This is a genomic window from Stenotrophomonas sp. STEN008 (assembly GCF_056760435.1).
This window is the reverse complement of sequence record NZ_JBRRET010000005.1, coordinates 110,517-131,504: the sequence shown is the minus strand read 5'-3', so window position 1 is coordinate 131,504 and position 20,988 is coordinate 110,517. Positions and strand designations below refer to the sequence as shown.

19 protein-coding genes are annotated in these 20,988 nt (G+C 67.4%); all 19 read right to left on the bottom strand.

Annotation, left to right across the window (positions count from 1 at the left end; genetic code table 11):
• Positions 1–6 precede the first annotated feature (6 nt).
• Positions 7–1,653, bottom strand: a complete 1,647-nt coding sequence (fliF, locus tag ACVOME_RS04395) for a flagellar basal-body MS-ring/collar protein FliF (RefSeq protein ID WP_065176166.1) — start codon at positions 1,651–1,653, stop codon at positions 7–9.
• Positions 1,654–1,665: 12 nt separating this feature from the next.
• Complete coding sequence (fliE, locus tag ACVOME_RS04390; protein ID WP_053519593.1) at positions 1,666–2,031, bottom strand: flagellar hook-basal body complex protein FliE; 366 nt, start codon at positions 2,029–2,031, stop codon at positions 1,666–1,668.
• Positions 2,032–2,290: 259 nt separating this feature from the next.
• Positions 2,291–3,796 carry a sigma-54 dependent transcriptional regulator gene (locus ACVOME_RS04385; RefSeq protein WP_481504779.1) on the bottom strand — a complete coding sequence of 502 codons (1,506 nt, stop codon included), beginning with the start codon at positions 3,794–3,796 and terminating at the stop codon, positions 2,291–2,293.
• Positions 3,793–4,170 (bottom strand): response regulator, encoded by a 378-nt coding sequence (locus ACVOME_RS04380; protein WP_053519591.1) that lies wholly within the window; start codon positions 4,168–4,170, stop codon positions 3,793–3,795. Before ACVOME_RS04380 ends, ACVOME_RS04385 begins: the two co-directional genes overlap by 4 nt.
• 14 nt (positions 4,171–4,184) lie before the next feature.
• Positions 4,185–5,594 carry an RNA polymerase factor sigma-54 gene (rpoN, locus tag ACVOME_RS04375; RefSeq protein WP_283219834.1) on the bottom strand — a complete coding sequence of 470 codons (1,410 nt, stop codon included), beginning with the start codon at positions 5,592–5,594 and terminating at the stop codon, positions 4,185–4,187.
• Between the two features lie 269 nt (positions 5,595–5,863).
• On the bottom strand, positions 5,864–6,496 hold the full coding sequence (locus ACVOME_RS04370) for a response regulator (protein ID WP_053519589.1): 633 nt from the start codon (positions 6,494–6,496) through the stop codon (positions 5,864–5,866).
• 91 nt (positions 6,497–6,587) lie between these two features.
• A complete protein-coding gene (locus ACVOME_RS04365) occupies positions 6,588–7,166 on the bottom strand; it encodes a PilZ domain-containing protein (protein WP_111186090.1) in 579 nt (192 codons plus the stop codon).
• Entirely contained in the window at positions 7,163–7,456 is a 294-nt protein-coding gene (locus ACVOME_RS04360) for a hypothetical protein (RefSeq protein ID WP_111186089.1), read from the bottom strand. Before ACVOME_RS04360 ends, ACVOME_RS04365 begins: the two co-directional genes overlap by 4 nt.
• A complete protein-coding gene (fliS, locus tag ACVOME_RS04355) occupies positions 7,453–7,869 on the bottom strand; it encodes a flagellar export chaperone FliS (RefSeq protein WP_053519586.1) in 417 nt (138 codons plus the stop codon). Before fliS ends, ACVOME_RS04360 begins: the two co-directional genes overlap by 4 nt.
• Before the next feature lie 127 nt (positions 7,870–7,996).
• Positions 7,997–9,412: a flagellar filament capping protein FliD gene (gene fliD / locus ACVOME_RS04350; RefSeq protein ID WP_053519585.1), complete on the bottom strand. Its 1,416-nt coding sequence runs from the start codon at positions 9,410–9,412 to the stop codon at positions 7,997–7,999.
• Positions 9,413–9,848: 436 nt separating this feature from the next.
• The gene (locus ACVOME_RS04345; protein WP_322522758.1) at positions 9,849–11,027 is read right to left on the bottom strand and encodes a flagellin; all 1,179 of its coding nucleotides are present in this window, start codon (positions 11,025–11,027) and stop codon (positions 9,849–9,851) included.
• Positions 11,028–11,113: 86 nt separating this feature from the next.
• Complete coding sequence (locus tag ACVOME_RS04340) at positions 11,114–12,346, bottom strand: flagellin (RefSeq protein ID WP_322522757.1); 1,233 nt, start codon at positions 12,344–12,346, stop codon at positions 11,114–11,116.
• A gap of 72 nt (positions 12,347–12,418) precedes the next feature.
• A complete protein-coding gene (locus tag ACVOME_RS04335; protein ID WP_053517904.1) occupies positions 12,419–13,636 on the bottom strand; it encodes a flagellin in 1,218 nt (405 codons plus the stop codon).
• 373 nt (positions 13,637–14,009) lie between these two features.
• Complete coding sequence (flgL, locus tag ACVOME_RS04330) at positions 14,010–15,212, bottom strand: flagellar hook-associated protein FlgL (RefSeq protein WP_053517905.1); 1,203 nt, start codon at positions 15,210–15,212, stop codon at positions 14,010–14,012.
• A complete protein-coding gene (gene flgK, locus ACVOME_RS04325; RefSeq protein ID WP_053517907.1) occupies positions 15,209–17,089 on the bottom strand; it encodes a flagellar hook-associated protein FlgK in 1,881 nt (626 codons plus the stop codon). The genes flgL and flgK overlap by 4 nt, the downstream gene beginning before the upstream one ends.
• Before the next feature lie 8 nt (positions 17,090–17,097).
• Entirely contained in the window at positions 17,098–18,294 is a 1,197-nt protein-coding gene (gene flgJ, locus ACVOME_RS04320; RefSeq protein WP_481504778.1) for a flagellar assembly peptidoglycan hydrolase FlgJ, read from the bottom strand.
• A gap of 1 nt (position 18,295) precedes the next feature.
• On the bottom strand, positions 18,296–19,423 hold the full coding sequence (locus ACVOME_RS04315; protein WP_414487527.1) for a flagellar basal body P-ring protein FlgI: 1,128 nt from the start codon (positions 19,421–19,423) through the stop codon (positions 18,296–18,298).
• Positions 19,424–19,431: 8 nt separating this feature from the next.
• Positions 19,432–20,124 (bottom strand): flagellar basal body L-ring protein FlgH, encoded by a 693-nt coding sequence (gene flgH / locus ACVOME_RS04310; protein WP_065175710.1) that lies wholly within the window; start codon positions 20,122–20,124, stop codon positions 19,432–19,434.
• Between the two features lie 22 nt (positions 20,125–20,146).
• A complete protein-coding gene (gene flgG / locus ACVOME_RS04305; RefSeq protein ID WP_053517910.1) occupies positions 20,147–20,932 on the bottom strand; it encodes a flagellar basal-body rod protein FlgG in 786 nt (261 codons plus the stop codon).
• Positions 20,933–20,988: the final 56 nt, after the last annotated feature.

Here is a 20,988-nt window from a genome sequence, read left to right as displayed (position 1 = left end):
GGTACCTCAGTCATTGGCCACCCAACCCTTGACCACCTGGGCCACGCGCTTGGAGTCGGTCTTCACGGCTTCACGGGCCATCCGCAGTCGTTCCTCGTAGGAGTCCACCGGCAGGGCCAGCGCCTCCGGTCCACCCAGGCCAGCGCGCTCGGCACCCAGGGCCGGCAGCGGGCTGCCATCGTCATCGACCAGCTGTACGTCAGCGGTATGCGGTTCCAGTGCCAGCGGGTCGTGCTTCTTCGCCTGGCCGGTGATGGCACGCAGCGCCGGACGCAGTACGCCGAACAGCAGCGCCAGCACCACAATGGCCCCCAGCAGCATGCGGCCGGCATCGTGCACCCACGGCAGCTCCCACCAAGCCGGGCCTTCCACCGGTGTGGTCTCGCGCACGAACGGGGCATTCATCACCGAGACCGTATCGCCGCGTTCGGCGCTGAAGCCGACGGCCTGCTTGACCAGCGCCTCGACGCGGGTCAGTTCGGCGGCCGACAGCGGCTGCGGGGTAAGTGCGCCATTGGCGCCGGGGCGCGGCACGTTGTCCACCAGCACCGCCACCGACACGCGCTTGATGCGGCCGGCCGGCTGGCGGGTGTGCTGCAGCGTGCGGTCCAGCTCGTAGTTGCGCGTCGCGTTCTTGCTGCTTTCGCTTGGCGTCTGCGCGGTCTGTGGCGGCGCAGCCTGGCCCGGAGGCGTGTTGCTGGTGGCGCCAGGCACGCCCTGCGGTCCGGGCGTGCTGGTGGTGTTCTCGCTCATCTGTTCGCTGCGCAGCTTGGCCGGCTCGCCGTTGTACAGCTCACGCGCTTCCTCGGTGACCGAGAAGTCCATGTCCACGCTGACTTCCGGATTGACGCGGCCCGGGCCGGTCATCGGTTCCAGCAACTCGCGGATGCGCTGGTTGAAGGAGGTCTCCTGCCGGCGGACCTGCTCGAACTGGGCGGCGTTGACCGCCGCTTCGCTGTTCGGGTCGCTGATGCTGAGCATGCGCCCGCTCTGGTCGACCACGGTCACCCGTTCCGGCGACAGGTCCGGAATGCTGGCGGCGACCATGTGCACGATCGCATCCACCTGGCTGCGTTCCAGCTGCTGGCCACCGCGTAGTTCCAGGGTCACCGAAGCACTGGCGACGTCGCGCTGGCGGGTGAAGGCGCTGGGCTTGGGGATGGCCAGGTGTACGCGTGAGTCACGCACCGGTCGCAGCGTATTGATGGTGCGCGACAGTTCGGTTTCCAGCGCGTGCTGGTACCGCGCGCTTTCCACGAACTGGCTGACACCGAAGCCCGGGTCGCGCTCCATCAGCTCGAAACCCAGCTTGCCGCTGTCGGTCAGACCGGAGCCGGCCAGCTTCAGGCGGGCGTCATGCAGGTTTTTCTCCGGCACGGTGATGCCACCGGTTGCCGGGTCCAGGGCGAACGGGATCTGCGCTGCACGCAGCAGGTCGGTCGCTTCAGCGGTGGCCTTCTGGTCCAGGCCGGTGTACAGCGGAACCATGCCGGGCTTCTGCGACCAGAAGAACACGAACAGGCCCGCCGCCACCGCCACTGCGATCATCGCCATCAGCCCCAGCCGACGGGTGATCTGCAGGCTCTGCAGGCGGTCGAACCATTGCCCCGCCTTCTCGGCGTTCAGGCTGTCCTTGGAAAGCGTCAGTGCCATGCGTCAAGTTCCTTACAGCGGCATGTTCATCACGTCCTGGTAGGCCTGGACGAGACGGTTGCGGACTTCCACGGTGGCGCGGAAGGCGATCTGGGATTGCTGCGAGGCGACCATCACCTTGGCCAGGTCGGCGCCGGGTTCGCCCATCTCGAACGCCTTGGCCAGCGCGCCGGACGTCTGCTGCGCATTGTTGACGCCGGCAATCGCACCGCGCAGGGTCTCGGTGAAGCTGGCCGGCTGCACCTGCGGCGCATCCAGCACCGCACCAGGAAGGGCATTGCTGCGCGGCGCTTCAGCCAGCGGATTGAGCACCGGCTGTCCCATCTGGGACTGGTAGGTGCGGATCTGCGAAAGGATCGAAGTGACGGAGTGGGACATCTGCAACGGTTCCAGGAACAGGGATGGGGAATCTGCAGGGATCACTGCAAGTGCCGTGCCGGAACGCCTGAGTGGTTCAGAAACGTGACGGAAGTTTGCGTTCGGCGGAGGACGGGCGAGCTGGCGTGCCGATACGCTGTCGTCGTCTGCCGGTGTCAGTGAACCGGCGTCGGTTTTTTGGCCTTGCCGGCGGCCGCCGGATACACGAACGCCCGGGCAAGCCCAGGCGTCCGTGCCCCCTTCATGCTGGCGATCGCGCTCAGCTGGCCAGTTCGGCCTGCTCGCGTTCGATGCCGTACTTGCGCAGTTTTTCCACCAGGGTGGTGCGGCGCAGGCCCAGCAGCTGCGCGGCGTGGGCGACCACCCCCTGCGTCCGCTCCAGCGCTTCGTTGATCAGGCCCAGCTCGATGCTGGCCATGTGGTTGCGCAGGTCCAGGCCATCGTCGGGCAGCGCAGTGGCAGCCGCAGCGCGGTTGACCGCGATGCCGTGCTCCAGCGACGGCTGGCCGCCGCTGCCGGGGGTGTGGAAGGAGAAGCTGCGCAGGTCCAATCGCTCTTCGCTGGGTGCTGCTGGTGCCGCCGCCGGGGTGCTGGCGGGGGCCAGCAGGGCGTCGCCCCGGTAGCGCGCGGGAAGGTCCTGCACGCGTACCGAACCACCTGGATGCAGCACCGCCAGGCGTTCGACCAGATTGGTCAGCTCGCGCACGTTGCCCGGCCATTCGTAGCCCGCCAGCGCCTGCAGGGCTTCGGCAGTGAAACGGACTTCGCCGCGGCCGGTGCGCGCCAGCTGCGCGGCAATGGTTTCCACCAGTGCCGGCAGATCCTCGCGCCGTTCGCGCAGGGCCGGCACGTCGATCGGGAACACATTGAGGCGGTAGAACAGGTCTTCGCGGAACTTGCCGTCGGCGATACGGCTCTCCAGATCGCGGTGGGTCGCTGCGATCACCCGCACGTTGCAGCGGATGGTCTGGTTGCCGCCGACACGCTCGAAGCTGCGCTCCTGCAGCACGCGCAGCAGCTTGACCTGCATCGGCAGGCTCATGTCGCCGATCTCATCCAGCAGCAGGGTGCCGCCCTCCGCCATTTCGAAGCGGCCCTTGCGCGCGGTCAGCGCGCCGGTAAAGGCACCCTTCTCGTGGCCGAACAGTTCGCTCTCGAGCAGGTCGGCTGGAATGGCGCCACAGTTGATCGCCACGAATGGCCCGTCGCGGCGCGGCGAGCGCTGGTGGATGGCGCGCGAGACCACTTCCTTGCCGGTGCCCGACTCGCCCAGCACCAGTACGGTGGTGTCGAATGCCGCGACCTGGTCGATCATCGTGCGCAGCGCGCTCACAGCGGCACCATTGCCGGTGGGTCCCTGCTCCTGCACGGCGCCCGCCTGGTGCTCGGCATCCAGGCGCTTGAGGCTGGCACGGCGCAGCAGGGCTTCCATCTGCGCATGGCGCAGCGGCGTCTCCAGCGGCCAGATGTTGGCTTCATGCAGGCCGTGGCGGTGGGCGAAGGCACTGGCCTCGCCATCGGCCAGCAGTACCGGCGGCGGCAGGCTGCTGCCACCCAGCCATGCGTAGAGGGCGGTGCTGGCGGCGCTGTCGTCGAGGCTGCCGACGATCACCGCCATCCAGTCGCTCTGGCGCTGCCGCCCCAGGTCGAAGTCCGCCGCGTCGGAAACCCAGCGCGGATTGAAGTCCATGAATTCCAGCAGGGCAACGGTGCGTTCGGCACGCACGGCGTCGTTGTCCAGCACCAGGATGCGCGACTCGCTCACGATCGATCCTCCCTGAGGCCTTCCAGGATCGGCATCACTTCCTGGATGTAGGACAGCTTGCTGACGAAATTGTCGGCGCCGGCGCGCAGTGCATGCTCGCGGTGCTCGGCGTCATCGAAGTGGCTGGCGATGACGATGTACGGGGCGTCATCCTGCGACTTGATCAGGCGGGTCGCCTGCAGGCCGCCCATTTCCGGCATCGCCAGGTCCATCAGCACCACCTGCGGGCGCAGCGTCTCCGAACGCTCGATCGCTTCCAGGCCGTTGCCGGCACTGCCGACGATCTGCAGCCAGTCGATCTTGCGGAAATGGCGCATCGCTGCGTTGATGAAACCTTCGTGGTCGTCGACCAGCAGGACCGTGAGCGTGTTCATGTCCAACATCCTTTTCAGCCCACCCGGGCCAGCTGCGGTTGCCTGGCGCTGAGCCGGCGCCGTTCGCGGGCCGGGGCGATATCCAGTTGTTCTCGGTATTTTGCGACGGTTCGGCGGGCAATGTTCACCCCTTGGCGCGAAAGCAGGGCGGCGATGGCCTCATCGGCCAGCGGCCGACCGGCCGGCTCGGCATCGATCAGGCGGCGCACCATGGCCTTCACCGCCTGACCGGAGACGCTGGCGCCTTCCAGGCGCACCGCGAAGAAGTGCTTCAGCTCGAAGGTGCCACGCGGGGTCTGCAGGTACTTGCCGGTGGTGATGCGCGAGACGGTGGACTCGTGCATGCCGATCTCCTCGGCCACTTCCTTCAGGGTCAGCGGCGCCATCGCTTCCTCGCCCCGGACCAGGAACGCAGCTTGGCGCTCGACGATCACCCGCGCGGTACGCAGCAGGGTGTCATAGCGCATCGACAGGCCACGGCTGAACCAGCGCGCTTCCTGCAGCATCTCGCGCAGCGCCGGTGCAGCCTCGTTGCTGTCGGCCAGGGCCTGTTCGTACTGCGTGTTGATCGATACGCGGCGGCTGGTCGCCGGATTGAGGGCCACTTTCCACTGGCCGTCGGCGTGCCAGGCGACCACATCCGGCACCACCACGGCATTGCGCTCCGGCAGCAGGTTGTCACCCGGGCGGGGTTGCAGCGAGAGGATCAGTCGCACTGCTTCGCGCACGTCACCGATCTCGGCGTCATGCAGGCGGGCGAGGGCGGGGTAGTCGTGCGCGGCCAGCGGCTCGAGCGCGCCGGCAAGGATGCGGGTGGCCAGGTGCCGCGCGGGAACCACGCCGTCCAGGCTGCGCAGCTGGGCCTGCAGGCTTTCGCGAAGGTCCCGCGCGGCCATGCCGGCGGGCTCGCCATGCAGCAGGCGCTGGCGGACCGCTTCGACGCCATCGGCGGCGATGTCGAACTGGGCGCTGGCCAGCAGCTGCAGCTGGGCCAGCGGTGCCTGCAGATAGCCGGCGTCATCGCAATGCTCGAGCCAGAAGGCGGCGACCGCCAGCTCGCAGTCATCCAGGTCCAGTGCCAGCCGCTGCAGCACGCGCAGCTGCGGATCGCTCGATTCGCCCGCCGCGATGCGTGCCATGCGGTCATCGTCGCCGTCCTGCCAGCTGGCGCCGGCAACGTCCCACATCGAGGATTCGGGCAGCTCGTCGAACGCCGCGGTTTCCAGCGTGGTGGCGCCGGCGTCGACGGGTTCGGGCGCAGGCGCTTCGGCATCCTCGATGTCCAGCATCGGGTTGGAGTCGAGCAGGCGCTGGATTTCCTGTTCCAGATGCAGCCCGTCCAGCTGCAGCAGCCGGATCGACTGCAGCAGCTGCGGGGTGAGGTGAAGTTGTTGGCCCAGCTGGGCCGAGAGTGCAGCCTTCATCGTGGTTCCCCGGCGCCGCTCCCCGACGCCTTGTGGAACGCATCTTGCTTCTGATCCGGCAGGTGCGGAATCAGGGGGTTCCTGAGGTGGTTGGTGAATTACCCGACAGCGTGTAGGGTTTTTCCCGACATCGGCGCGGGATGTTGACGTTTCCCGGTCGCAAGCCATTGATTTCCTGTTGCGCACGCGGTCGGGGCGTCGTGCCGGCGTGTACGGGATTCCGTCAGTGCCTGTGGGGGTGACGGGAACCCGTCATCCGGATGGCGCGGTCACTCCAGCTCGTGCTGGTGGCGGGCGGCGAGCAGCAGCAGGTCGTTGGCGCGGCGGCACCCCAGCGATTCCATCATGCGCGCGCGGTGGGTTTCCACGGTCTTGACGCTGATGCCGAGATCGGCGGCGATTTCCTTGTTGCTTTCGCCTTTGCCGATGCGGCGCAGGATCTCGCGCTGGCGGGGTGACAGCGCGGCGATGCCGGTGGGCTTCTCGCGGCCCAGCATCGGCGCCAGCATCTTCGCCGAGATCTGCGGGCTCAGGAACACCTGGCCGGCGTGTGCGGCGCGCAGCGCCAGTTCCAGTTCCTGCGGCGCGGCATCCTTGACCACGAAGCCGACGGCACCGCGATCCAGTGCGTCGCGCACGTGGGCGGCATCGTCGTGCATGGTCATCATCACCACCCGGGTGCCGGGTGCGCGCATGCGGATGTCGCTGAGTGCTTCCAGGCCGGTGCGTCCGGGCAGGGACAGATCCATCAGCACCACGTCCGGCGCGTGCTGCAGGGCCAGTTGCAGCGCCTGCTCGGCGTTGCTGGCCTCGGCCACGAGCTGCACGTCGGCAAACCCCTGCAGCAGCCGCGCCAGGCCGGCGCGGACCAGGGTGTGATCGTCGACGATGAGAACTCGCACAGGCACGCTGGAGGTCCGGGAGGGGAGTCCACCTTAACTTAGCTGAACGGGCGAGCCAAGCGTCGTCCGTTGCGGGCGGGCGTGCCAGGGTTCAGCGCGCGCGCCTTGCTTCGGCCACCTGACGTCTGTGCAGGCGGAACAGATGCCGCTCCATGGCCATTTCCAGCCCGTCGCCGAGGCGATGGAAACGCAGCCAGAGATAGTGGCCTCCGCTGCCATCGGCGGCCTCGGCAACCACTTCCACCGGCAGATCGATATGGTCGGGCAGCCAGTCGCTGGGCTGCACGCGGACCACGCCGGCCTGGCCCGGGGCCGCGCCACTGCGGGGGCCCAGCTGCAGGCGGATGCCGCGCCGGGACCAGCGCACCGGGCGCAGGGTCAATGCCGGGCCCTGCTGGCGCACGAGCCGGCCCAGCAGCACCATGGCCAGATCCAGCTTGGCTTCCAGCCGCTGCAGCGGAAGGCTGGCCTCGCTGCGCTCCTCGTGTTCATCGACACGGCTGTCCTCGACCAGCGCCAGGCTGCGCAGCAGGCCTTCGGCGCTGCTGGTACGTCCCGCCGCATTGCCGGCCTGGAACTCGACCGGCAGCGCCAGTTCGCAGCTGAGCGTCTCGTCGAACAGCTCGCTTTCGGCCGGGTGATGCAGCGACGTGGTCGGCAGGAGGGTCATGCCAGCGATTCTGCCTGCAGGTAGGCGTGCGCGGCGCGAAGGGAGCGCCGTCCATCGTGCAGCTGCACGGCCACCGCGTCGCGGCGATGGCGCAGCAGGGTGAGCAGGTTCTGCTGGCGTTCGAACAGCGCGGTCAGGGGCGCATGGTCGGCGGCCGCCAGCGGTTGGCTCAACAGCGCGTGCAGCTTGCTGTCATGGCCTTCGAGCAGGCTGTCGGCGGTGTCGAAGGCATCTTCACCCAGCGCCTTCTCGAAAGCATCCAGCTGCGCATGCAGTGCCTGCAGGCTCATGGTGCCACCGCTGCCGTACGGCGCTGCTCGTGCGGAATTGCGTTCCAGGCGCTGTCGATCTCGCCCAGCAGCTGCAGCGATTCGTCCAGGGCGGCGCGGTCGTTGTGCAGGTTGGCCTCGGTCAGGCGCTGCAGCACGTAGTCGTAGAGGGACGAAAGATTGCCGGCAATCTCGCCGCCGGCCTCATGGTCCAGCGAGCCGTTGAGGTGGCCGACGATGGCGCAGACCTCGCCGATCGCCTTGCCCTTGCCGGCATGGTCGCCGCGCTCGAGGCTGGCCAGCGCGCGCCGCACGCGCTCCAGCGCGCCCGCCAGCAACAGGGCCACCAGCTTGTGCGGATCGGCATCGGTGACCGCACTGGTCACACCCACCTGGCGGTACTGCTCGGCGTACTGACGGCTGGAACCGTACATTCGTGATTCTCCTTGCGCTGGGTGCTGCAGCAGGATCGTGACGATCACTGCCGGCAGTACCGCGATGATTGCTGTTGCGTCCGTTATCGGTGCGTTCGGCACCAAACTTGAGTGCCGCGCGCGTCCGTCAACCGTTCAACTGCGCCAGCTGCTGCTGCAGCGCCGAACTGCTCTGCTGCAGCTTGCCCATCAGGCTGTCCAGTGCGAGGAACTGCTTCTTGTACCGTGCCTCCACGCCGACCATGCGGGTATCCAGGTCCTTGCGGCGCTTGTCGATGCTGTCCAGGGTGTTGTTCAGGCCCTTGGTGCGGGCAACGAACGCACCCTCCTTGCCGACCGTCGTGCTCACGTAGCCGTCGACCAGCGAGTACAGCTGGCCCGCACCGCCGGCATCGCCGGTGATCGCCTGGCGGATCTTCTCCGGCTGGCTGGCAAGCGCGGCAGCGAACTTGGTGGTATCAAGCACCAGGCTGCCATCGGCATTGGGGTAGCCACGGGTCTGCAGGCCGATGGCCTTGGCGTCCAGGCCATCGCCGGACAACGACTTGAGCACGCCCGACATCACCGAGCGCAGCTGGCTGGCGGCGCCGCGCATCTGTGCGTCGCCGGTGAGGGCTGCCGCTTCCTTGGTCTTGGCGTCGTACTTGGTTTCGGTGTTGATGGCGGCGATGGCCGCGTTGTACGCGGTCACGAAATCCTGCATCACCTTGGTCGCCGCGGCCGTGTCGGTGCTGATCGTGACCGTGCTCTGTCCTTCCTTCTTCAGGTTCAGGGTCAGGCCCGGCACGGCGTCGGCCACGGTGTTGCTGGCGCTCACCACTTCAACGCCATCGATGGTCAGTTTGGCATCGGCGGCCGCGGTGTTCTGCTTCAGGCTGCCGACCAGCGCTCCCAACTTCGGGTCGCTGCCGGCGTATTCGAGCTTGATCGCGTTTGCCGCGCCGGTCTTTTCCTGTGCGATCGACAGGTACTGGTTGTCGCCGGAGCTGATCAGGGTGGCCTGCACGCCTTCCTTGCGGCCGGCGGCGTCGATCTTGTTGCGGATCGTGGTCAGCGTGTCGCCTTCCTCGACCTCCACGTTCATGGTCTTGGCCTTGTCGCCGACGCCGACGGTCAACGTCAAGGTTCCGGCGGCGAACGTATCGGTCTTGGGCACGGAGGTGTCGGCGATCAGCTTGTGTGCGGTCGCCAGCGACTTGACGTCGATGATGTGCGTGCCATTGGACGCTGCCGCCTTGGTGGTGCCGACGTCATACAGCGCCACGCTGGCCGTCAGGATCTCGTCGGTACCGCCGCTGCCGCCCTTGCTGGCGGTGACCGTGCGGGTGTCGAAGGCCGTGGTGGCCTTCAGTGCAGTGAGTGCGGTCTTCAGCTTGTCGAAGGCCGCGGTGACGGTGCCGATCGACGACAGCTGCATCTTGGTCTTGGACTGCTGCAGGTTCAGCGCATTGTCGGCGGGCTTGCGGTCGGCCGCGACCAGCTGGCTGACGATGCTGGAGATGTCCAGGCCCGAGCCGATGCCACCGTATCCAAAGTCTGCCACGTCGTTTCTCCTGGTAATCCGGGCGCCGCGCTGCGGCCGCCCGTCGTCAACGAAAATAGCGGCCTGCGCCGCTGGGTCTTGAGGACTTCGTTGATGCATGCGCCGTGCCAGTGCCGGACGGCAGGTTTGGCATGCAGGTTGCAGGAGTGACGGGGCAGGGTGCGGTCGGGACGACGCAGGCTGCCGGGAGTCTGCAAAAAACCCTCCCCCAAAGCAGGGGAGGGATCAGGCTACTGACAATCGGGGGGAGACGAAGCCGCCCGGTGCGTACAGTCAAAGGTACAGCGCTGAAACAGAGGTCCGCAGGGGCGGGCGATGCCAAGCCGGTTCGGGAAGCGTCCCGGGCCGGGCATGGCCCGCGCCTGCGTGCGCCGTGGCTGTCGGGTTGCCGCTGCCGCCGGTTCGACCGGCGGCAGCGGTACCTTCTTGCCGTGGATCAGCGCAGCAGGCTGAGCACGCCCTGCGGTACCTGGTTGGCCTGGGCCAGCATGGCCGTACCGGCCTGCTGCAGGATCTGGGTACGGGTCAGTTCAGCGGTTTCCTTGGCGAAGTCGGTGTCCTTGATGCGGCTGCGCGAGGCGGACAGGTTCTCCGTCGAGGTCTGCAGGTTGGCAACCACCGAGGTGAAGCGGTTCTGGATCGCACCCAGATCGGCGCGGGTGTTGTTGATCGAACCCAGTGCCTTGTCGACCACTTCCAGCGCCTGCTGGGCGCCGAGCACGGTGCTCACGTCCAGCTTCTGCACGCTGGCATCGGTGGCGGTGCCAGGGGCGTAGGCCGCGACTGCAGTCTTTGCACTCCACACGCCGGTTGCGGCCGTCAGGTCGCTGCGCTCCAGCGCGATGTCGGCGGCAACGACATCCTTGCCTTCCTTCACCGAGCTCAGCTTCAGGGTGCCGTTGCTGTTGGCTTCTGCGTAAATGCCGGCTTCACCGATCTTGGCGTTGATGGCGGTGGCCACGGCCTTGGCGGCCTCTTCGGTGGTCGCGCCGGCCTTGATCTCGACGGTGCCGATATCCACGTCCATCACGGTACCGGTGATGCGTGCGCCGTCGCCGCCCGCTGCCAGGGCAGCCGTAGTGCCGGTGGCGAAGGTCGCGGTGCCCAGCGATTCGGTCTTGGCGTCCACCACCTTGTCGATGGCGATGGCCTGGCCGGCGTTGGCGCCGACCTGGAACAGCTGGCTGGAGAACGAGCCGTCCAGCAGCTTGGTGCCGTTGAACTCGGACTGCTTGGCGACGCGGTCGATTTCGCTGACCAGCTGGGTCACTTCAGCCTGCAGGGCCTTGCGGTCGCTGGCCGAGTTGGTGGCGTTGGACGACTGCACCGACAGCTCACGGATGCGCTGCAGGTTGTTGCCGATCTCGGTCAGCGAACCTTCGGCGACCTGGGCCAGCGAGATGCCGTCGTTGGCATTGCGGATGGCCACGTCGGTGCCGCGGATCTGGGTGCCGAAGCGCTCGGAGATCGCAAGGCCGGCGGCGTCGTCCTTGGCGCTGTTGATGCGCGAGCCCGAGGACAGGCGCTGGATGGTGGTGGCCAGCGAGGCGCCGCTGGTGCTCAGATTGCGCTGAGCATTCAGCGACATCGTATTGGTGTTGATGACTTGTGCCATGGTGCATTTCCTTTGGCGGAGGTGGTGCGTGGTTCAGGGTCCGGGCGGCGGCCTGGCCGACGCCCGGGAGTCGATCGCGGTGCGGATCAGCGCAGCAGGCTGAGCACGCCCTGCGGTACCTGGTTGGCCTGGGCCAGCATGGCCGTGCCGGCCTGCTGCAGGATCTGGGTACGGGTCAGTTCAGCGGTTTCCTTGGCGAAGTCGGTGTCCTTGATGCGGCTGCGCGAGGCGGACAGGTTCTCCGTCGAGGTCTGCAGGTTGGCGACCACCGAGGTGAAGCGGTTCTGGATCGCACCCAGGTCGGCGCGGGTGTTGTTGATCGAACCCAGTGCCTTGTCGACCACTTCCAGCGCCTGCTGGGCACCCTTCACGGTGCTGATGTCGACGTCCTTCAGCAGCTTGCCCGCTGCGGCGCTGGGGCTGGCGGTGGCGGCATCGCTGTCGAACCCGGTGACGCCGGTGCTGGCGCCCGCGGTGGCCGACATGGCGACGAACTTGCCGTCCTTGTCGACGCTTTCCTTCACCGAGGTCAGGTTGATCTGGCCGGCGGTGGTGCCGTCGAGTTCGGCGTAGACGCCGGTCTCACCGATCTTGGCGTTGATCGCGGTCACGGTCGCCGCGGCCAGGGCAGCCTGGTCCTTGGCGGCGTCGCCGGTGGAGGTGATCTTGACGTCGGCGATCTTGATCGCCGAGGTCAGGCTGCCGCCACCGATGGTCAGGCCGGAATAGGTGATTTCCTTGCCGGCATCGGCTGCCAACGAGCCACCTTCTTCGATCGTGATCGAGTTGGAGTCGAAGACGGCATTGCCCAGCGCGTCGGCCTTGGCATCGACCACCTTGTCGATGGCAATAGCCTGGCCGGCGTTGGCGCCGACCTGGAACAGCTGGCTGGAGAACGAGCCGTCCAGCAGCTTGGTGCCGTTGAACTCGGACTGCTTGGCGACGCGGTCGATTTCGCTGACCAGCTGGGTCACTTCGGCCTGCAGCGCCTTGCGGTCACTGGCCGAGTTGGTGGCATTGGCGGCCTGCACCGACAGCTCGCGGACGCGCTGCAGGTTGTTGCCGATCTCGGTCAACGAGCCTTCGGCGACCTGGGCCAGCGAGATGCCGTCGTTGGCATTGCGGATGGCCACATCGGTGCCGCGGATCTGGGTGCCGAAGCGCTCGGAGATCGCCAGGCCAGCGGCGTCGTCCTTGGCGCTGTTGATGCGCGAACCGGAGGACAGGCGCTGGATGGTGGTGGCCAGCGAGCTGCCGCTGGTGCTCAGGTTACGCTGAGCATTCAACGACATCGTGTTGGTGTTGATGACTTGTGCCATGAGGAGAGGTCCTTGAGCGGTTGCACGTGAGTTGGGTCAGACGCCCCCGACGTGCCCCGGGAGCGGCTCATGTCAGCGCTGCAACAGGCTGAGCACGTTCTGCGGCACCTGGTTGGCCTGGGCCAGCATGGCCGTGCCGGCCTGCTGCAGGATCTGGGTGCGGGTCAGTTCGGCGGTTTCCTTGGCGAAGTCGGTATCGCGGATGCGGCTGCGCGAGGCCGACAGGTTTTCGGAAGAGGTCTGCAGGTTGGCGACCACCGAGGTGAAGCGGTTCTGGATCGCGCCCAGGTCGGCGCGGACGCTGTTGACCGATTCCAGGGCCTTGTCGACGATCTCCAGGGCCTGCTGGGCGCCGGCGACGGTATCGATCTGGATGTCGGCGACGTGGGCGGCAGCGGTGCCGGCGGCGGGGGCGTTCAGGTCGGTTGCGGTGGCGGTCGGCCCCATCTTCACGGTCACACCGGCCACGGTGTTGTCGGCCTTGACCGAGGTCAGGGTGACTTCGCCCGCGGTGGTGGACTGCGCGGCATGCAGGCCGGTTTCGCCGATCTTGCCGTTCAGGGCAGCAGCCAGCGCCTTGGTGGCGTTGTCCTGGTTGACCTTACGCACCGCAGCGATCTCGGCGGCGGTGGCCGGCGCGCCTGGCGGGGTGGTGTAGTCGAACGTGACGTCGCCGATGCTGACGTCGCCCACCGTGATGTTGGCCAGCGTGCCGGCGGCGGCATCGACGGCTGCGTCATCCAGGGTGGCGCTGCCAGCGTTGACGAAGGTCGTCGCGCCCAGCGAGTTGGCCTTGGCGTCGACCACGCTGTTGATGGCGATGGCCTGGCCGGCGTTGGCACCCACCTGGAACAGCTGGCTGGTGAAGCTGCCGTCGAGCAGCTTGGTGCCGTTGAAGTCGCTCTGCTTGGCGACGCGGTCGATTTCGCTGACCAGCTGGGTCACTTCGGCCTGCAGCGCCTTGCGGTCGCTGCTGGAGTTGGTGGCATTGGAGGCCTGCACGGCCAGTTCGCGGATGCGCTGCAGGTTGTTGCCGACTTCGCTCAGCGAACCTTCGGCGACCTGGGCCAGCGAGATGCCGTCGTTGGCGTTGCGGATGGCCACGTCCAGGCCGCGGATCTGGGTGCTGAAGCGCTCCGAGATCGCCAGGCCGGCGGCGTCGTCCTTCGCGCTGTTGATGCGCAGGCCGGACGAGAGGCGCTGGATGGTGGTGGCCAGCGAGTTGCCGCTGGTGCTCAGGTTGCGCTGAGCGTTGAGCGACATCGTATTGGTGTTGATTACCTGTGCCATGGGGTCGTCTCCTCTTATTTGGAACCCGTAGGTGAATGGAACGAAGCGCCGCCTGTTTTTTGTTTGGCTGTGTGCTTCGCCGTTGCCAAATGAATAACGGCGCTTTGTCAACAACCTTTAGGCGTGAATTCCGGTGAACCGGAAAAAGCCCGCGGGACGCTGTTTTTCCGGGGTTTCACCGGCCTGGAAGGGGGGCGGGCAGGGGGGCGGGGGCCCCGGGGGGGGCCGGGGGGGGGGGGGGGCGGGGGGGGGGGGGTGCCTTTTGCCCGGGGGGGGCCCCCGCGGGGCTATCCCCCCACCCCCCCCCTGTTAAAAACAAACCGGCCCGCTGGGGGGGCCCCGGCCCCCTTCATGGGCGTGTGCGGGAAACGGATCAGCCGATCTTGTTGAACAGCGACATCGACTGCATCTGCGAGAAGATCGTCTGTGCAGCCTGCAGCGCGGTGCTCTGCAACTGGTACTGGCTCAGGGCATCGGCGTAGTCCAGGTCGCGCATCTGTGACAGGGTGGTCTTCAAGGTCACGCTGTTGGCTTCGCGCATGTCCGCTGCATTGTCCAGCGCCTTGAGTTGCGATCCGCCGGCAGCACGCGAATCGATCATCCGCTCGGACGCGCGGCCGACGTCGCGCAATGCACTCTGCAGCTGGTTCTGCTGCGCCGCCAGCTGCGCGGTGCTGCCGGTATCGGCGTCGAGTGCGGCGATCAGCTTGTCCATCGTCGCGAAGATGTCGCGGCTGCCGGCCGGCTGCACGTTGAAGGTATCGCCGGGCTCGGCAGCGCCGGTGATCTGCAGGCGCACGCCGTTCACTTCCAGTTCGTCGCCGGGCTTCAGGGAGCCGGTACTGGTCACGTTGCCCGTTGCGTCCAGCACCTCGTACTGGTCGCTGGCGGTGAAGCGCACGCTGAAGGCCTGGCCGTTCCAGCTGTCGCTGCCGTCGCGGGTGATGTTGGTCAGCACGCCCTTGCCGGTGTTGCCTGCGGCGGCGCTGCCGTCGACGAAGCCATCGCCGGTTGGAATGCGCATGAAGATCTCGCTGCCGGGCAGGGCGTCGAGCACGTAGGTGTCCGGCCCCACTTCCACCTGGCGCTGGGTCTGGTCGCCGCGATAGACCACCTTGCCGTCGATCTTGGCGAACGGCGGATCGCCGTCATGGGTGCCACCGAATACATAGCGGCCGGTACCATCGCTGCTGTTGGCCAGCGACAGCAGGCCGTCGCGGATCTGGTTCAGCTCGGTGATCAGGGTCTTCTTGTCCGCGGCGCTCAGCGCCGGATTGCTGGCCTGCAGCGTCAGATCGCTGACGCGGCCCATCAGATCGTTGACCTGGGCCAGTGTGTTCTCCTGCACGCCGAGCCGGTTCTGCACGTTGCCGGCGTTGAGGCCCATCCGCTCGAGGGCCGCCAGGCTGCGGTCCAGGCCCACGGCGGTGCCCGCGGCCACGGGATCGTCCTTGGCGCTGACGATCTTGCTGCCGGTGGCGATCTGCTGCTCCAGGTGATTGAGCTTGGCCTGCTTGGCCAGCATCAGCGTCACCGACTGGTTGAACATCATTCCGGTGGAGATGCGGCTGCTCATCGGCGGACGGCTCCCAGGATGGTCTGGAACATGTTGTCGGCAGTGGAAATCAACTGCGAGGCGGCCTGGTAGGCCTGCTGCAGGCGGAGCATGTTCGCCGCCTCCTCATCCAGGTTGACGCCGGAGATTTCGTCGCGCGCGTCCTGGGCCTTCTCGTTGATCACCAGCTGCGCTTCAAGCGAGTACTCGGCCGAGCGCGCTGCCGCGCCGACCTGGGTGGTCAGCCCGCCCAGTGCGCCGTTCAGGGTGACGGTGCCGCTGCTGAACGCCTTGGCGCTCTCCACCTTGGCCAGCCTTGCCGCGTTGCTGTTGTCCGAAGAGCCGGCTGGGGTCGGGGTGATGTTGAAGGTGTCGCCGGTGCGTGGTGCACCGTCGAGAACGAAACTCCAACCGTTGGCGCTGATGGTCTGGCCCGGGGTGTAGGTCTGCGGTGGGCCACCATCGATGGTGTAGGTGGTGGCGGAGGTGAAGACGATCGCCGCAGGATTGCGCAGGTCCGCATGGCCGGCATCGGTCACGGAGACGCCGCTGAGCTTGCCCGTACCGGTATTGGCGGTGGCGGCGGCGCCCTTCACGGCAGCCGCGGCTGCGATGCGCGAGGGATCGGTGATGGCGATCTCCAGGCTGCCGGCCACGCCGGCAGTGGGCTGCAGCAGGAAGCGGTCGTTGATTGCCGGCGTGCCGCCGACCACCAGCTCGACGCCGTTGATCACCAGCGGATCGGCGGCGGTGCCGGTGCCGGTCAACGGAATGCTGGCGCCGGTGTCGGCGCGGCTCGCCTTCCACTGCGTGCCATCGAACTGCAGGACGACGTTCTGCGCGTCCAGCTTGCCGAGATCGCCGAAGCTGGCACTGATGCTGGCCGTCCCGCTGTTGCCACTGTTGGCCGTCACCCGCGGCGTGCCGATGTTGAAGAAGTCACCGCCGAGCTGGCCGTAGAGATCCACGCCCTGGTGGTGGACCTGGTTGAAGCTGTCGGCCAGGCCGATCGCCAGCTTGCCCAGTTCCGCCTGCGCCGGGGTCAGCACGGTGTCGCGGAACTCCATCAGCCCACCGATCTGGCCGCCGACGGCCTTGGGATCCAGGGTGATGGTGTTGCCCTGCGTTTCCAGTGCCAGCTGCAGGCGCTCGGGCTGGTACGGATCGGCCACGGTGGTGACCCGGGTGGCGGTGGTGCCGACCACCAGTGCGTTGCCGCCGGCGGTGTAGACGTTCATCACGCCGCCGTCCTGGATCACCGCGGTGCCACCGGTATAGCCGATCAGCTGCGAGATCAGCTGGTCGCGGCGATCGAGCAGGTCCGGGGCCGCGCTGGCGATGTTGGTGCCGATGGCGCCGTTGATCTGGGCGATTTCCTGCGCCAGCCGGTTGACCTCGGTCGCTCCGGCGAGCAGGCCGTTGTTGACCTCGCTGTTGAGGTTGTTCAGATGGGTATTGAGCTGCACGAAACGGTTGGCCAGTGCCTTGCCACCGTCCAGCATGCTCTGCCGGTCGGCCGTGCCGGAGGCATTGGAAGACAGGCCGCTGACCGAATCGAAGAAGCTGGACCAGACGCCTGCGACGTTGGTGGCGGCGTCGGAGAACAGGGCGTTGACTCGGTCGGCCATGCCGGACAACTGCTTCAGGCGTGCCAGCTCACCGCTGCTGTCGAGCAGGCGCGAGATCGCCAGCTGGTCGGCAGTGCGCCGGATGTCGGTGATGCGCGTGCCGTTGCCCACCGTGCCGTAGCCGAAGTTCTGCGGATCGGCCGTGGCGAAATTGACCTTCTGCCGGCTGTAGCCCGGCGTGTTGAGGTTGGCCACATTGTGGCTGGTGGTTGCCAGGGCGCGCTGGAAGGCGAGCAGGGCACCGGTACCGGTGGAAAGTACGCTGGACATGGGGTTCCTCAACGACGGGTGATACCCAGCGCCGCTGTTGCGGTGCTGGCGAAGGTCTGGCCAAGGCGACTGCCGGCATCGGTCACGGCGGCGACGGCACGCTCGATGGTCGGGCCGCCGGCGATCGCGGCGATCTTGGCGGCGTAGCGCGGATCGGTGGCATAGCCGGCCCGCTGCAGGCCCCGGGCGAAGCCCTGCACATCGGTGCCGGCCTGCAGGGCCTGCTGGTAGCGCGGGCTGGTCTTCAGCAGGCGCACGTAGTCGGCGAAGCTCTCGGCCGGCGAGGTGTAGGCACGGAAGCTTGCGGTTTCATTACGGCGCACGCCATCGACGTACTCATGGGTGCCGGCCACCGCACGCTGTCCGTTCCAGCCTTTGGCCTTGATGCCGAACAGGTTGTGCGAGGTGCTGCCATCGGCGTGCTTGATCTGGCGCTTGCCCCAGCCGGTTTCCAGTGCGGCCTGCGCAACCAGCGCGCGGGCGTCCACGCCCAGCTCCCTGGCTGCGCTCTGCGCGTGCTGCCAGATGCTGGCGACGAAGCCTTCCGGGGTATGCGCACCCAACTGGGCTACCGCGGTGCGGGTCGCCAGCGCATCGGTCGTAGTGCCGCTGCCACGGTTGCTGGCAGTGGCGGCCCACTGGTCGTTGCGGGCTGCCCAGTCGGGGCCGTCAAGCCCGGCGATGTACGGATCATCGGTGCCCAGCGACCGGTGGACGCTGCTGCTTTCGCGGCCGGCGATCAGGTCCAGGGCCTGTTCCATCGGCGCGATGGCGGCCGACGCGTCCTGCTGTGCACCTGCGGCCATCTGCTGCAGCATGCGTACGGCCTGGCCGGCGTCCTCCAGCGGCAGCGACGGCGCCGCCTTGGCGGGCGCGTTGAGCTGATAGGCCCGGCTGGCCTTAGCAGCGCCGATGCCGGTATCCAGCGCCGGTCCTTCGGCGGTCGCTCCGGACAGCTGGCGGGTGATCATGGCCGACAGCCCGAGTCCCTTGCCACGGGTCATCGCCTCGGCGATCTTCTGGTCGTACATCTCCCGGAACATCTTGTTCTCACCGGGAAAGAGCGAGTCGCCGAAACTGGCATCGCGCATGCTCTTGACCAGCATCTGCGCGAACTGGCCTTCCAGCTGCCGCGCGACCTTGTCGATCCTGGCCGGGTCGTTCTGCTGCGCCGGATTCAGCTCGAAGGCGGGGGTGATGCGCATGTCAGATCACCTCGAGTTCGGCGCTCAGCGCGCCGGCCTGCTTCAGTGCTTCCAGGATCGCGATGAGGTCGCCCGGCGCGGCGCCGACGGCGTTCACCGCGTGCACGATCTCATCCAGTGTGGTGCCGCCATTGAACTTGAACATGCGGCTGCCATCGTTGGTGGCGGTGATGGTCGACTGCGGGCTGACCACCGTGCTGCCGCCGGCCAGTGCGTTGGGCTGGCTGACGTTGGTGTTCTCCTGGATGGTCACCGTCAACGAACCGTGCGAGATCGCCGCAGGGCCGACGCGGACCTGCTGGCCGATGACCACCGTGCCCGTACGCGAGTTGACCACGACCTTGGCCGGGGCGCTGCCCGGGGTCAGCTCCAGGTTCTCGATGCGGGCAAGCAGGCCGATGCGTGCACCCGGGTCGGTCGGCGCGGCCACCGCCACAGTCACGCCGTCGACGGCACGTGCCGCGCCTTCGCCGAAGGCGTTGTTGAGCGCGGCGACCATCCGCGAGACGGTGGTGAAGTCGTTGTTGTGCAGGTTCAGGGTGATTTCGCCGTTGGCACCGAACACATCCGGCAACGCGCGTTCGACCGTGGCACCGTTGGGAATGCGGCCGACGCTGGGCACGTTCACCGACACCCGCGAGCCATCCTTGCCCTGGGCACCGAAGCCGCCCACGATCAGGTTGCCCTGTGCGATGGCGTAGACCTGGCCATCAGCACCGCGCAGCGGCGCCATCAGCAGCGAGCCGCCACGCAGCGACACCGCGTTGCCGATCGAGGACACGGTGACATCGATGGGCTGCCCTGGCTTAGCGAACGGTGGCAATTCGGCGTGGATCGCCACGGCGGCGACGTTCTTCAGCTGCGGATTGACGTTGGCCGGCACATTCACGCCCAGCTCGCCCAGCAGGTTCTTCAGGCTCTGCACGGTGAAGGGGGCCTGGCTGGTGCGGTCGCCACTGCCATCCAGGCCGACCACCAGGCCGTAGCCGACCAGCGCGTTGCCGCGCACGCCGCCGACCTGGGCCAGATCCTTGATGCGCTCGGCATTGGCGGGCGCAGCCACTGCCAGCAGCACCAGGCAGCACAGCGATGACAGGCGGTGCCAGGAAGAGAAGAAGGTAAGCGTCATGGCCATGCTCAGAACGGCGTCAGGCCGGAGTTGAAGAAGCGGCTCAGCCAGCCCATCGCGTTGGATTGCGCGACCGGACCGCGGCCGCCGTAGACGATGCGGGCCTCGGCCACACGGCTGGAGGGAAGGGTGTTGTCCGGGCTGATGTCACCCGGGCGCACGATGCCCTGCACCTGCACCAGCTCGTCGCCCTGGTTCAGGCGCAGATTCTTCTGTCCCTGCACGACCAGGTTGCCATTGGGCAGGCGCTGGATCACGGTGACCGTGACGCTGCCCTGCAGGCGGTTGCTCTGTGCGCTGTTGCCCTTGCCGGTGAAGTCGCGCGCGCCCTTGGCGCTGGCGCTGAGGATGTCCTTGCCGCCCAGGGTGACCGGCGCACCGAAGATCGAGGGCGTCCCCAGGCTCAGGTTCGATTCCTTGTTGGTGGCGGTGTTGGCGCTGGTCTGGGCGGTGGTGTTTTCCAGCAACGTGATGGTCAGCAGGTCGCCGACATCACGCGCGCGGCGGTCCGAGTACAGCTGCAGGGTTGGTCCTGCCGCATAGATCGCACCGGCCGTCGGCTCGGCCTGGGGCGGCATGATCGGCTGCAGCGGCGCCATCGCGGGGTAGGGGCGCACGTCGCCGGCAATCACGCAGCCGCCGAGCAGGGCGGCCACCGTGCTGGCGAGGACAGTGCGGGCGAGGGTGGAAATGGGCGACATGGCGTTATCCCGGTTGGGCCGGTCAGATCTTGTTGTTGAGGTAGGCCAGCATGGAGTCGGTGGTCGAGATCGCCTTGGCGTTCATCTCGTAGGCGCGCTGGGTTTCGATCATCGACACCAGCTCCTCCACCACGTTCACGTTGCTGCCTTCGAGCGCACCCTGGACCACGTTGCCGAGCCCGTTCAGGCCCGGGTTGCCGTTCTGCGCCGGCCCCGAGGCGGTGGTTTCCAGGAACAGGTTCTCGCCGCGCGCCTGCAGGCCTGCGGGATTGACGAAGTCGGTCAGGGTCAGCGCACCGATTTCCACCGATGCGGCGTCGTCGGCCATCTTCACGCTGATGGTGCCGTCGCTGCCGATGGTTACCGACTGCGCGCCTTCGGGAATCTGGATGCCGGGCTGCACCGGGTAACCGCTGTTGGTGACCAGTTCGCTGTCCTGGTTGATCTTGAACGAGCCGTCGCGAGTGTAGGCGGAGCTGCCATCGGGCAGCTGCACCTCGAAGAAGCCCCGGCCATTGACCATCACGTCCAGCGCGCGGCCGGTCTGCTGCTGGCTGCCCTGCTCGAAGTTCTTGGCGGTGGCCACCACGCGCACGCCCGTGCCCAGCTGCAGGCCGGTCGGCAGCTGGGTCTGCGCCGACGATGCGCCGCCCGGCTGGCGGACCTGCTGGTACAACAGATCCTCGAAGCTGGCGCGGTCCTGCTTGAAGCCGGTGGTGTTGGTGTTGGCGAGGTTGTTGGAAACCACCGACATGCGCATCTGCTGCGCATCCAGTCCGGTTTTCGCGATCCACAGTGCCTGGTTCATCTTCGGAGTCCTGTCTGGCTGAAACCGGCCGCGTGCTGCGGCCCATGGGGTACGGC